Source organism: Alteromonas naphthalenivorans, from assembly GCF_000213655.1.
Taxonomy (GTDB): Bacteria; Pseudomonadota; Gammaproteobacteria; order Enterobacterales; family Alteromonadaceae; genus Alteromonas; species Alteromonas naphthalenivorans.
Genome location: NC_015554.1, coordinates 3,675,830 through 3,689,230 on the forward strand (window position 1 = coordinate 3,675,830; position 13,401 = coordinate 3,689,230).

Sequence of the window (13,401 nt, forward strand, 5' to 3'; positions counted from 1 at the left end):
CATAAAGTCGAATACGCTGGCAGACGGCACAGTCTGTCTTCCACCAGCTAAAATGGCGTGTTGGCGCATTTCGTTTATTCTGATTTTTACGCATAAACAGGCAAACAGATTAATAATTAACACAGTTTACCTGTTTATAACGCGTGTTGTTAGGCCAGATGTCGATAGCGGTAGCGCTGAAATGCTGCCACCACGGTGGGGGTAAACACTAACGATAATATGACAGAGAAGCCCACGCCACCGGCCAGCACGACAGCAAGAGGCGGCCAGAAGCTTCCTTCACTGAAGAGCAATAACGGGATTAACCCACCCACCGTGGTAAAGGTGGTGGAAAGTATGTGTCGACTACACCCCATGGTTTCTTGCACGATTGCAGCGATATTTCCATGTTTAGCCTCTGCGTTTGCATTTATCGCCGCAATAACCACGATGGAGCCATTTATCGCAACCCCGATTAACCCAGCAGAGCCTAATAGGGGGTTAAAGCCAATCGGTAAGCCTGATAACCATAAACTAAACATGCCAAGCCCTACTGACAGTATCGCTACCAATACAATCACCCCCGCCATACGCAAGCTCGTAAAGGTTAGAATGAGAGTAGTCAGCATGAGCACAAGAAGTACCGGTGCATAAGTCCCCAACTGGCCCATTGCCCGTTGTTGTTCATCTGCATCCCCTGCAAGGTGAATACGATACCCTTCTGGCAACACTAAGCTGTCGTTTAGCTTCTGTCTTAACGTGTTACTGGCATCAACGGGGGGCACATTCGGCAAAAGGTAAGCCTGAATACGATTGACCCGCTCGCCATCTTGTCGAGTAATACTGCTGATAGACGGTGCTAGTGTTAACGAAGCCACTGCACCTAACGACGACCAGTTTATAGCGCTATTTGCTGAACTGTCTCCTGCCACCGGAATAGGCATGGAGTTTATGCCCGCCACATCTTGTCGGAAGCTATCTGATAATCTTACGCGCACAGGAATTTCTTCCGTGCTTTCCAAAACTGAACCACCAGCAAGCCCTGAAAAGTTAATTTGCATCTGACTCGCTAAATCGGAAAGGCTCAAGCCAAGGTAGGACAATGTATCGCTTGAGGCATCAACATTAAGTTCTGGCTCACCCATGGTGATACTGGCTGTAGATTGGGAAATACCGGGTACTGATGACATTAAAAATCGAACTTGCTGACCTAATTCATTCAATATGTCTAAATCGGGCCCGAAAATTTCTACTTCTACCGGCGCAGCAATAGGCGGACCTTGTCCAAATGCACGCACCACAATTTGAACTTCAGGGAAGGTATCATCAAGATGATGTTGCAAACGTCCAATTAATTTGGCCGCCTCTTCTACCGTATGCGTTGTTACAACGGCATTGGAAAAGTTGGGTAAATTATCACGTGTCATGATTTGGTTGTAATACACTGAAGGAGCAGAACCTCCTACTAACCATGTCACTTGTTTAACCCCTTCGTTTTCGCGAATAACACTGTCGACTTTGTGGGTGTAAGCGAGTGTGTTGCCTATGCTACTGCCCTCTTTCGTCCACATATAAACTTCGAACTGGTCTCTATCAGCGCTGGGGAAAAATACGTTTGCCAACGTACCTGAAAGTACAAAACCCGAGATACAAAACACAAGCACTAAAGGTAAGACTAAAATCGGTCGTGCAATCCACGCGGCTAAATGTACGCGAAACGCTTGGCTTAATTTAGGGGCTTGTAACCCCACTTGCCACCAATGTTTATTCGCCATATTTTCAGCCTGTTCACCTTTAGGGAGAAAGCGAGCGGCTAATGCTGCAATTACTGTCAGCGATATAAACAACGAGCCGATTAGTGCCATCACCACGCTTATAGCAATAGGCCCAACAAAATCCCCAATGTTACCGTTTAGCAGAAAAATAGGCATGAAGCCCAATATGGTGGTAAGTGTAGAGGCCAGTAAGGGCGCAAAAAGGTGAGAGACACTTTTGGCCATTGCACCAACCCGAGTGGCTGATGGGTCTTGTAAATTGATCCTAATTTCATCGGTAATAACAATGGCGTTATCGATTAATAGTCCAATGGCGATGATCATGCCGAAGATGGACATTTGGTGAATTTGCTCGTTGTAAAAGTTAAGAGAGAACAACGCAAATGACGCACATAACGGAAGCGCTAACCCCACTATCCACGATGCTTTAAACCCCATAAAGAGTAATATAACAAACATGACTACCGCACAACCCATTAATAGGTTGCCTGATAGTTCGGCTAAGCGATTGCCGGTATATTTATTCTGCTCAAAAGCAATGTCGGCTGTTACCGTGCCTTTAAATTCCCGATTGAAACTATCAACCACGGTTAGCGCATCGTTGGTCCACACATCGGCACGTAGCGAGGTTTGCATACGGGCAGCAACGAAGATAACTTCCTCTCCATCAAGCACACCAATGTCAGAACGAGGGGTCACATACCCATGGGATACCGTTGCAACGTCTTCTACACGTAAATAACGACCATCTTGATTCGCCAGCGGGATAGCAGACACCATCGCCACCCCATCCAACCCTTTCGCGACTGTGAAGCGTAAATTTGTGCTTTCAGTGTCCAGCACACCTGCAGGAAGTTTAGGATCGGCGTTACTAATGATATTGCTGACTTGCCCAAGGTTTAGGCCGGTTGCCGCGAGTTTATCTGGGGAGATACTTACGCTAATTTCTTCTTCGGGGGCACCATAAATACGTACCAACTCGGTGCCGTGTACATTACGAAGTCTATCGGTGAGTTCTTCCGCTAACCGCCCCGTAAGGGTAAGTGATGTGGTATCAGGGTGCGACGCTTTTAATGCTAACAATAATGTAAATGCAGTGGCACCGCGCTTTTCATCGAATATAGGCGAACCTGCGCCTTCTGGAAAACCTGCTGATGCTTCGCCTATAGCGTCTCGTATTTCACTGAATAACTGTTCGTTACTGCTGCTATCAATCCAATCTTGGGTTTCAATATTAATGACTGAAATACCAGCTCTTGAGGTAGATTTAACTTCCTTTATTTCAAAGATTTCACGTAGCTTATCTTCTATTACATCACTGACAAGCGCTTCCACCCGCTCAGCCGAAGCCCCTGGGTAGGACGTGATCACAAGGGCATTTCGGGTATCAATTCTAGGGTCTTCTAAGCGCGGTAAATTACCTAGCGCAGACATGCCCGCAACGAGCAATATCACTAAGCTTAAAACGAGTAAGTGAGGTCGTCGATAGAATAAGGTATACCATGGGTACTTTTTATCGGTATCAAATAGCATAGGGTTCATCGCGTTACTCCATCAGCGCTATTCACATCACCCTCACTCAATTTAACCGCTTGCCCTGGCGACAGCTTATGCGTTCCACTTGTTACTAAGCGGTCGCCTTCACTTAATGCGCCGCGTACAAAGGCACGCTCACCGCCGGTATAAATAACTTCAACGGTTCTACTTTCAAGGTTAAGCGTCTCTTGTTCTGTCACTACGAACACGCGCCATAGCCCTCGTAAACCATTGCTAAGCGCACTAGCAGGTATCCAACTGCCGTTGCTATCGCCGTGACGTTGCCCTATCAAGGTGGCAAGATCGCCCGGTCGTAAGCCAGCATTACTCGATAAATTAACCAGAATATCAACAGTACGGGTTTGTCTGTTGCGTACAGGAGAAAGTTGGCTCACCGTTGCTTCAATATTTAACGCATCAACATTAAGGGCTACCTTTTCACCTACTCGAAATAGAGAGACCATATCTGCTGGCACCGCAAAGCGGGCTTGTAAAGGGGCATCGCTGGTAAGACTAAGCAAAGCAGCCCCTGCAGCGACAACACTACCTTCATCAAAGTAACGCGCACTGATTGTGCCTGAAAAAGGCGCGAGCAATTCTGTTTTAGCTTGCTCTACATCTAGACTGTCAATGTTTGCTTCAATTTCTTTTACCTGTGCGCTCGCAGCAGCCGTATTGGCTTTCACTTCATCTAAACGTTGCGACGATTCTAGTTTTTCCTCCACCAGCACAGTCACCCGTTTTTCACTGAGCTCTGCTAACGTTAAATCTGCACGGGTACGTTCTAACGTTGCATTTAATTCCACAAGACGCGCAGACAACCTGTCATTGTCTAGCTTGGCGAGTACATCACCTTTTTGAACCGTATCGCCTTCATCAGCGAAAATTGCTATGACTTGACCACTGGTATCAAAAGACACATCCGCCGCTTTGGGAGATTCAATGAGTCCATAAATTTTCACCGGCATTTCAAAACCGTTTTGTACCGTAACGCGCTTAGTTGAAACCGCAGTAAGTGGATGCTCGGCAAGTTTTTGTGTCGCGCCATTTAGCCCGGCAGCAAACAGCAGAAGCGTTAAACCAACAACGAAGATAGCGATAGCAGCATACAGTGCTGTCGATGCCCCTTTTCCTTGTTCAGTAGACTCAATTGTCATTTCATTTTCCTTGCTTCTGCAGGCTTATTTGCCTAGGCATATTTGGTAAACTATTTTTACTATGCTAGATTATAAATACTAGACCGTCTAGTTTGATATTAAAATTTGAGTGAGATTCCATTGCCTGAACAAAAAAACAAACGACAAGGCCGCCCCAAAAGCGAAGAAAAACATAACCTTATTCTTCATTCAGCGTCGTGTTTATTTATCGAAAATGGTTTCGCTAATACCTCAATGGATAATATTGCTAAGGCGTCTGGGGTATCAAAACAAACGGTTTATTCTCACTTCGATAATAAAGATGCCTTGTTTAAGGCCGCTATTACGAAGAAATGCCAATCTTACCAACTAGATACCAATCTATTGATGCAAGGCACGAATGCTAACCTTCCGCTAAACCATTATTTAAAGCAGGTAGGTACGCAGTTCATCAGGTTGATACAAGATCCAGAGGCGGTTGCTGTTTTCCGATTGGTCATTGGTGAAGCGCAAAGCACACCTCATGTGGCAAAACTATTTTATGATGCTGGACCTGGTGCATCGATAGAGGCCTTCTCTGAAGTCTTCTTCTTTTATGGTAAAGGCGCGCTAACGAAAGCTAACAGTGTGCAGTTGGCCATAGACTTTTGCTCGTTGTTACAAAGCGACTTTCACAACAAATTGCTGTGCGGTGTTCAAGAGGCAATGCTTAATGAAGCAATTGGCGCTCATGTAGAAATTGCTGTCGAGAAAACCTTACTGCTATTTAATACTTATTGTACAAATAAAGACGAATAACTCACCATCTAGACGGCGACGAAGGATTACTTATTTCCTCGTTTGTTATACACTACAGCCGTTTTTGTTGATGATTGAGTGACACATGTCTGACTTTACCGGTAATCATATTCTTTCGGTTAATCAATTCGATCGTGAGGCTATTGAGAAAGTATTCTCAGTTGCTGATTCCATGCAGCCCTATGCGAAACGCCAAAAGCGCACTACTGTGCTTGAAGGCGCCATCCTTGGTAATTTATTTTTCGAACCTAGCACCCGGACTCGCGTCAGTTTCGGCACCGCGTTTAACCTTTTAGGTGGTGAAGTGCGTGAAACCACCGGCATGGCCAGTTCAGCCTTAGCGAAAGGCGAATCACTTTATGATACCGCCCGTGTACTGAGCGGTTACTCAGATATTATTGCCATGCGTCACCCTGCTGCGGGATCGGTAGCCGAGTTTGCAGAAGGCAGTCGTGTACCAGTGATTAACGGTGGTGACGGTGCTAATGAACACCCCACTCAAGCCTTACTCGATTTATTTACCATTAAACGTGAATTGGAATACCATGGCCATGGTATTGATGGTTTGCATATCGCAATGATTGGCGACCTTCGTTACGGTAGAACCGTACACTCGTTGTCTCGCCTTTTATGCTTATTCAAAAATGTGCGCTTCACGCTAATATCGCCTAAAGAATTAGCCATGCCACAGCCAATTATCGATGCGATTGAAAATGCGGGGCATCAGCTTAATATAACGGAAACATTTGAAGGCAGTTTAGATGCCGACATTTGTTATCAAACCCGTATTCAGGAAGAGCGTTTTCCTTCTCAAGAAGAAGCCAATAAATACCGTGGGAAGTTCCGTTTAAACCACTCTATTTATACTCGCCATTTTCAGTCCAAAACTGTCATTATGCATCCACTTCCTCGAGATTCTCGTATAGAGGCTAACGAGCTAGATAACGACCTAAATTTAAATCCAAACCTTGCCATATTCAGACAAACCGACAACGGCGTTCTCGTACGCATGGCGTTATTTGCGCTTACGTTAGGCGTTGAAGAGTTGTTGACTAAATATGAACGTGAAGTGGTATGGTTCAGCAACAAGAGCAATGAATTACATGCAAAAATCTGAAGTCCTTTTTACCCGCGCCCAAAAAACCATTCCTGGCGGTGTTAATTCACCCGTTCGCGCTTTTAAAGCCGTTGGCGGAACACCTCGTTTTATTACCAAGGCTGATGGCCCTTACATGTGGGACGCCGATGGTAAACAGTATATCGATTACGTGCAATCGTGGGGCCCCATGGTATTGGGTCATAATAATCCACAAATTCGACAAGCGGTCATCGATGCCTCTGAATTCGGTCTTTCATTCGGTGCACCTACCGAAGCTGAAATCATTATGGCTGAAACGGTAAGTAAATTGGTGCCGTCAATGGAAATGGTACGCATGGTAAATTCAGGCACTGAAGCCACCATGTCCGCTATTCGTTTATCTCGCGGCTACACGGGTCGCAATAAAATCGTTAAATTTGAAGGCTGTTATCACGGACATGCCGACTCGTTGCTAGTAAAAGCGGGGTCAGGGGCATTGACCATGGGAGTGCCGAGTTCTCCTGGTGTACCTGCTAACGTGGCCGAGCACACCTTAACGGTTGAATATAACAGTATAGAAAGTGTAAAGAATGTATTTAAGGCTCACGGAAACGACATTGCCTGTATAATTGTTGAGCCAGTTGCTGGTAATATGAACTGCATTCCACCTGTTGAAGGCTTTTTAGAAGGTCTTCGTGATGTGTGTGACGAATACGGTAGCCTTCTGATATTTGATGAAGTGATGACAGGTTTTCGGGTATCACGCGGTGGAGCACAAGAACGTTACGGCATAAAGCCAGACCTAACTTGCTTAGGTAAAGTGATTGGCGGCGGAATGCCGGTAGGTTGTTTCGGGGGTAGACGAGACATTCTTACTCATATTGCGCCTACCGGCCCGGTTTATCAGGCCGGTACCTTGTCAGGTAATCCCGTAGCCATGGCTGCAGGTTTAGCTGCCATGCAACAGATTCAGGAAGAAGGCCTTTACGAAGGCATCTTTGAAAATACCCAAGCACTTGCTGATGGCATGCAAGCCCTTGCCAACAAGCACGGTATTAAACTAAGTACTAATGTTGCCGGCAGTATGTTTGGGATATTCTTCACGGACATTGAGCGCGTGACTAATTATCAGCAGGCCATTAACTGCAATACAGAGCAGTTCAACAAATTTTATCACGGCATGTTGGAGCAAGGTGTTTACTTGGCACCTGCCTCATACGAAGCTGGATTTGTATCTAAAGCGCATGATAAGGACATCATTGCGAAAACTTTAGAAGCCGCTGACAAGGTGTTTGCAATGCTTAAATAATAACAATGGATAGGTATTTTGACGTCGACGGATTGGTTACTACTAAGTGTATTATTTTTAGTTTTTGCTTACAGTGTTGTCGTTACCGCTGTGCTGGTAAAGTATCGCCGGCACAGACTTAATAGACTTATTTACCGACAGCGACGTAAAGCAAAGTTAAAATCAGATTCCTCAGCCGAACAGCATAATCAACACGTTGCTGATGAAGCGTTAAGATTATCTCAAGCCTTTCAAAAATTTGTTCCTCAACAGTTTATCGACCATATCACTAAAACCGGCTCAGGCCATATTGAGCTTGGTTATGCCGATGAGCAGGATGTAGCTATCCTTTTCTGCGACATTCGCGGTTTTACCGGCTTATCAGAAAAAATGCGCCCACAGGAGCTTATGGGGTTTCTCAACTCGTATTTCCTACGTATGAATAAACCAATTCACGAGAACGGCGGGTTTATTGATAAGTTTATCGGCGATGCCATGATGGCATTGTTTGATCATCCAGGTGGTACCCCGCAAGATAAAGCTATTGACGCAATTAACGCTGCGATGGAATTACGCAAAACCCTCGATTTTTACAATATTCGTCGTAAGCGTAAGGGCTTTGTTCCCATTAATGTGGGTGTGGGAATACACTATGGGCCTGTGGTAATGGGAACGGTAGGTTCTGATGACAGAATGGATACCACTGTTATTGGCGACAGCGTTAATATTGCTTGTCGTTTAGAAGCACTAGCGCCAAAGTACGGGGCTGACATTATTGTCAGTGCACAAGTACTTGAAGGAATGGGGGACAAGTTCCCTGTTAAAACGCGGCTTCTTGACTGGGTTCGGGTAAAAGGCCGCAAAGCCCCAATCCAAATTTATGAGGTGCTAAGCCATTTACCACATCAACAGCAGGAAGAACGGTTTTCAGTTCAATCTAAAATTGCCGCCGGCCTAGCCTGTAGAATTGATAAAGAGTGGGATTTGGCTATAGCGCACTTTGAAGCGGCGTTAGCTATTTTTCCTCAAGACTCCTTGGCGAAGCACCATATCGATGTGTGTCGTATATATCAAAACATGCTGCTGCCAGATGACTGGGATGGCGCCTTAACTATACAGTAAAGCCTCACCGACCCTATTCAGATTCTATATTTTTCGCCTGTTCGCGAATAAAGGTAACGGATGGCGCAAAAAAGGCAGCGCCAGTTTCCGCGTTGGTGAAATCTAACCAGCGGTCATAATCTCCATCACCATTGCCGTATATTTGGCTATGTAGCATGGCTTTAAAGGGCCTAGCACTGGCCGAACAACTCACGAACATTAGCCCTTGCGACACCATATCGCCATATGGCATACCTTGTTTAATCAGCCCCGCCTTACCACTTTCAGTGGTAATTATATTGGCGCGAACACTATGAGAAGATTCAGACTGTTCAGCACTCACCAAGTTATGCTGCTGAGTGGTCCCCATCACCTGTTCTTGCTGCCGTGATGAAAGACTGTGCCAACGGCGTAAGTCATGCTTGTAGCGCTGTACGTGTAGATAACTTCCACCGCTAAAATCAGGATCGTTTTCATTGACGATGGCAACCTCTCTGCGCTTCATTCCACGAGGGTTATCTGCGGCATACAAGTACCCGGTAAGATCCCGTCCATCAAGGTAACGAAAACCACGAATTTGCTCTACCATTTCTACATGTAATCGGAGTAAATCCATGACCTCGATGCCGATAGCATGGCAGATATCTAAACGGTCAGCCCTAATTTGAATAAACAAATCACAGGGCATAGTAGGCGCACTTCTATCTTCACATTGCATATCAGGGAAAGGCATCAATTCTACTGGAATTAAGCCTGGGTACACTTCAGTCCAATAGCCAGTTCCAATAGCCACAACACCGGTCACCATAGCTTCGTAATGCTCAGACTCAAAGTGTTCGAATATATCTAACACGCGGGCAAGCTTCGCCCTTACCGCCTCACTATCGTCATCAATAACGTTAAGCAGTAAATATTGCGCATGTAAATTAGGTTCTGCGCAAATCCCTTTTTGTGGTTGTGTCATGGGCACTCTTATTGTTATTTAACCATGGCGAACAATGATACGAGTGTGTATTAGTAACCCGCAGCTTGCCCATCTTTTCGGCTTTCAGAAGCCCCAAAGTAAACGTTGCGCTTATCATCCCACATAATTGCCTGATAGCCCCCAAAAGCACCAACAACGCGACGCAATGTGTGACCTCGCTCCATTAACTCTCGCTGTACTGTCTCATCAAATCCTGATTCTAGACTGATATAACCGCCATCAAGCATTAACTTACCTGTAGGCGAACTAGAGCCGCTGTGCAAAATACGCGGAGCATCACCCGCTTCTTGTAAATTCATACCAAAATCGAGCATGTTCACAATAATTTGCGCATGCATTTGAGGCTGAGTACCTCCGCCCATTACACCGAAGCTTAAAAATGGTGCACCATTACGAGTAACAAATGCAGGGATAATGGTGTGAAATGGACGCTTTTCAGGCTTAAGTTCGTTGAAATGACCTTCTTCTAAGGTAAACATTTCACCACGATTTTGTAGTACAAAACCAAGCCCTGGGGGTGTCATTCCTGACCCCATACCGCGATAGTTACTTTGAATTAGCGATACCATATTACCGTCTTTATCGGCTACCGTTAAATAAACTGTATCGCCATCGTAAATACCTGCGTCTACACGTTCTGCGGCTTTAGCGCCGTTAATAAGCTGCTGACGTTCAGTGGCGTAATCTTTGGAAATTAACCACTCAACTGGAATGTCGTTAAATGCGGGATCAGCATAGAACTTTGCGCGATCTTCAAATGCTAACTTTTTCGCTTCCACAAAGGTATGAATATACTCGGCAGAATTAAAGCCCATGCCTTCAATGTCATAGCGCTCTAATATATTGAGTATTTGTAATGCCGCAATACCCTGCCCATTAGGGGGAAGCTCCCATACATCGTAGCCGCGATAATTTGCTGATACCGGCTCTACCCATTCTGACGTATGCGACGCTAAATCAGCATAAGAAAGGTAGCCACCTTGCGACTTCATGTAAGCGTCAATATTTTGCGCAATGTCACCCTTATAAAAAGCATCTCGCCCGCCGGTGGCAATTTTTTCGTAGGTTACCGCGAGACCAGGGTTCTTAAAAACATCCCCTTTTTTGGGGACTTTCCCATTAATAAGAAACGTTTCTGCAAACCCATCGTAATGACCTATTCTTTCGTTGTTCATTGCTAAATAATAAGCAACCAGTTCAGAAACAGGAAAGCCATTTTTGGCATATTCAATGGCCGGCGTGAGCAACGCTGTCATAGGTAACTTGCCAAACTTTTCATGTAGCATAAACCAGCCATCTACGGCCCCAGGCACAGACACAGGCAGTGGCCCAAATTTAGGTATTTGCGCTAAACCTCTATCGTTAAACACTTGTTTGGTCAGCAGCTTAGGAGAGCGACCCGATGCGTTTAACCCAACTAACTTATTTTCCTTAGCATCCCATACTATTGCGAATAGATCGCCGCCTACACCTGCCCCTGTAGGTTCAACAAGCCCCAACATCGCGTTTGCAGCAATGGCGGCATCTACAGCACTACCGCCGCGTTTAAGAACATCGAGAGCCACTTGGGTAGCAAGAGGCTGGCTGGTCGCAGCCATACCATGTTGAGCAATAACTTCTGAACGACTCGCAAACGGCGCGCCGGTAACCCTATCGTACCCATAAGCCATTTGACTGACACACAGTAGTAACAAACATCGCAACAGCATGATTTACTTTCCTAATAAAAGAACAAACCTAATGTAGCATTATTGCTAACTAAGTAAATTATCAATAGTTTAGCGTTATTTTTAACTTTATGAAAAACGAAAAAAGCCCCGCAGATGCGGGGCTTAAGATTGGTGATACAGGCATTATCGTTATTATAAGTAATTTTGCCTGTTCAGACTTCCTTACGTACGGCCGTTGGTGAAGTCAGGATAAGCTTCCAGACCACATTCACTCATATCAACACCGTCGAATTCTTCTTCTTCAGTTACACGAACACCAATAACGGCTTTAATCGCTAACCAAACAACTAGGCTTACTACAAACACCCAAACAAAGATGGTAGCAGCACCAATTAACTGACCCACAATGCTTGAACCGTCGTTAGTGAATGGAACAAGGATAAGACCAAGTAAACCAACCACACCGTGAACAGAGATAGCACCTACTGGATCATCAATTTTAAGTTTATCTAACGCTACAATGCTTAGTACTACTAAGATACCACCAAGGCCACCGAATAAGGTTGCTTGTAGTGGCGTAGGCGTTGAAGGCTCAGCGGTAATTGCTACCAAACCAGCTAGTGCACCGTTAAGGGCCATAGTTAGGTCAGCTTTGCCAAACATAATGCGTGCTAAGATAAGCGCTGCAATACAACCGCCAGCGGCTGCGGCGTTAGTGTTCATAAATACAATCGCAACCGCGTTTGCACTTTCAACTGTAGCAGTAGCAAGTACTGAACCACCGTTAAAGCCAAACCAACCCATCCATAAAATGAATGTACCTAGCGTAGCAAGTGGAAGGTTAGCACCTGGAATAGCGTTAACTTTACCGTCAGCAGTATATTTGCCTTTACGAGCACCTAGTACTAATACACCAGCTAATGCTGCAGCAGCACCTGCCATGTGAACAATACCAGAACCTGCAAAGTCAGAGAAACCAAGGTCACCAAGGGTGTACATGCCAAATACAGCTTCACCGCCCCACGTCCAAGCACCTTCCATCGGATAGATGAAACCAGTCATCACAACAGCGAATGCTAAGAAAGCCCAAAGCTTCATACGCTCAGCCACTGCACCAGAAACAATAGACATTGCCGTTGCAACGAATACTACTTGGAAGAAGAAATCAGCAGAAGGTGCATACGTTGCCGCATCTTCAGCAACACCTGTTGCGCCGTCACCCATAATTCCACCAAGGAACGGGCTCCACTCGCCGCCACCATACATGATGCCGTAACCGCAAATCATATACATGGTGCTAGCAATGGCAAATAACGCGATATTTTTAGTTAGAATTTCTGTCGTGTTTTTAGCGCGTACCAAACCAGCTTCTAGCATGGCGAAACCTGCCGCCATCCACATAACTAGTGCACCGCAGATTAAGAAGTAAAAGGTATCTAGTGCATACCCGAGTTCAAATGTAATTTCCATTATGCTTTTCTCCGCAAATTAATCGTTGTGGCTTACAACGCGTCTGTGTCTGACTCGCCAGTTCGAATACGTACGGCTTGTTCAAGGTCGTAAACAAATACCTTACCGTCACCAATCTTGCCAGTCTTGGCTGCGCCAACGATGGCTTCTACCAAGCGATCTACCTGGTCGTCCTGAACGGCAATTTCCAGTTTGACTTTAGGTAAGAAATCCACTTGATATTCCGCGCCGCGGTAAAGTTCAGTGTGGCCTTTTTGACGTCCGAAACCTTTCACTTCGGTAACGGTTAGACCGTCAATTCCGATTTCTGAAATGGCTTCACGAACATCATCTAGCTTGAACGGCTTGATGATAGCTGTGACTAGTTTCATGAGTTGCTCCAGTTTTTTTAATGGTTGTTTTGCACATTTCGTGTCTTGTACAGGGAAGTAAACCAAGAGATGTGCCACAAATAATTAACGAATAAAAACAATAAGTTAACTAAAACGTGATGCATTTTGTTTACATTTATCGCACCAGACTGGTGCATAGCGCCATCAATGCCCAACTTTAGAGCGCAGTGAGTTAAATTAACTGAAAATAGCG

10 protein-coding genes are annotated in these 13,401 nt (G+C 45.3%); 4 read left to right on the forward strand and 6 right to left on the reverse strand.

The genetic code is table 11. From position 1 onward, the window contains the following. Window positions 1-149 precede the first annotated feature (149 nt). Both AMBT_RS16035 and AMBT_RS16040 read right to left on the reverse strand, forming a co-directional pair. Entirely contained in the window at window positions 150-3,296 is a 3,147-nt protein-coding gene (locus AMBT_RS16035; protein ID WP_013785686.1) for an efflux RND transporter permease subunit, read from the reverse strand. Next, a complete protein-coding gene (locus AMBT_RS16040) occupies window positions 3,293-4,447 on the reverse strand; it encodes an efflux RND transporter periplasmic adaptor subunit (protein ID WP_013785687.1) in 1,155 nt (384 codons plus the stop codon). The genes AMBT_RS16035 and AMBT_RS16040 overlap by 4 nt, the downstream gene beginning before the upstream one ends. A 120-nt stretch (window positions 4,448-4,567) precedes the next feature. Here AMBT_RS16040 and AMBT_RS16045 point away from each other — a divergent pair, with 120 nt between their 5' ends. The 4 genes from AMBT_RS16045 to AMBT_RS16060 all read left to right on the forward strand — a co-directional run bounded on the left by AMBT_RS16045 (window position 4,568) and on the right by AMBT_RS16060 (window position 8,712). After that, window positions 4,568-5,224, forward strand: coding sequence for a TetR/AcrR family transcriptional regulator (locus AMBT_RS16045; protein WP_013785688.1), 657 nt, complete (start codon window positions 4,568-4,570; stop codon window positions 5,222-5,224). 85 nt (window positions 5,225-5,309) lie between these two features. Then, complete coding sequence (locus AMBT_RS16050) at window positions 5,310-6,341, forward strand: aspartate carbamoyltransferase (RefSeq protein ID WP_013785689.1); 1,032 nt, start codon at window positions 5,310-5,312, stop codon at window positions 6,339-6,341. Then, a complete protein-coding gene (hemL, locus tag AMBT_RS16055) occupies window positions 6,328-7,611 on the forward strand; it encodes a glutamate-1-semialdehyde 2,1-aminomutase (RefSeq protein WP_013785690.1) in 1,284 nt (427 codons plus the stop codon). Before AMBT_RS16050 ends, hemL begins: the two co-directional genes overlap by 14 nt. Window positions 7,612-7,629: 18 nt before the next feature. Beyond that, window positions 7,630-8,712: an adenylate/guanylate cyclase domain-containing protein gene (locus AMBT_RS16060; RefSeq protein WP_013785691.1), complete on the forward strand. Its 1,083-nt coding sequence runs from the start codon at window positions 7,630-7,632 to the stop codon at window positions 8,710-8,712. Window positions 8,713-8,725: 13 nt separating this feature from the next. Here AMBT_RS16060 and AMBT_RS16065 read toward each other — a convergent pair whose 3' ends face one another. From AMBT_RS16065 to glnK, 4 genes are all read right to left on the reverse strand, one after another. Beyond that, window positions 8,726-9,655: a Dyp-type peroxidase gene (locus AMBT_RS16065; protein ID WP_013785692.1), complete on the reverse strand. Its 930-nt coding sequence runs from the start codon at window positions 9,653-9,655 to the stop codon at window positions 8,726-8,728. 50 nt (window positions 9,656-9,705) lie between these two features. Then, the gene (gene ggt, locus AMBT_RS16070) at window positions 9,706-11,385 is read right to left on the reverse strand and encodes a gamma-glutamyltransferase (RefSeq protein WP_013785693.1); all 1,680 of its coding nucleotides are present in this window, start codon (window positions 11,383-11,385) and stop codon (window positions 9,706-9,708) included. A gap of 183 nt (window positions 11,386-11,568) precedes the next feature. After that, a complete protein-coding gene (locus AMBT_RS16075; protein WP_013785694.1) occupies window positions 11,569-12,816 on the reverse strand; it encodes an ammonium transporter AmtB in 1,248 nt (415 codons plus the stop codon). Window positions 12,817-12,848: 32 nt separating this feature from the next. Next, on the reverse strand, window positions 12,849-13,187 hold the full coding sequence (glnK, locus tag AMBT_RS16080; RefSeq protein WP_013785695.1) for a P-II family nitrogen regulator: 339 nt from the start codon (window positions 13,185-13,187) through the stop codon (window positions 12,849-12,851). Window positions 13,188-13,401: the final 214 nt, after the last annotated feature.

Coding starts and splice junctions, on each gene's coding strand:
- AMBT_RS16035 (WP_013785686.1), bottom strand. CDS start 3,296: ATGAACCCTATGCTATTTGATACCGATAAAAAGTACCCATGGTATACC.
- AMBT_RS16040 (WP_013785687.1), bottom strand. CDS start 4,447: ATGACAATTGAGTCTACTGAACAAGGAAAAGGGGCATCGACAGCACTG.
- AMBT_RS16050 (WP_013785689.1), top strand. CDS start 5,310: ATGTCTGACTTTACCGGTAATCATATTCTTTCGGTTAATCAATTCGAT.
- hemL (WP_013785690.1), top strand. CDS start 6,328: ATGCAAAAATCTGAAGTCCTTTTTACCCGCGCCCAAAAAACCATTCCT.
- AMBT_RS16065 (WP_013785692.1), bottom strand. CDS start 9,655: ATGACACAACCACAAAAAGGGATTTGCGCAGAACCTAATTTACATGCG.
- ggt (WP_013785693.1), bottom strand. CDS start 11,385: ATGCTGTTGCGATGTTTGTTACTACTGTGTGTCAGTCAAATGGCTTAT.
- AMBT_RS16075 (WP_013785694.1), bottom strand. CDS start 12,816: ATGGAAATTACATTTGAACTCGGGTATGCACTAGATACCTTTTACTTC.
- glnK (WP_013785695.1), bottom strand. CDS start 13,187: ATGAAACTAGTCACAGCTATCATCAAGCCGTTCAAGCTAGATGATGTT.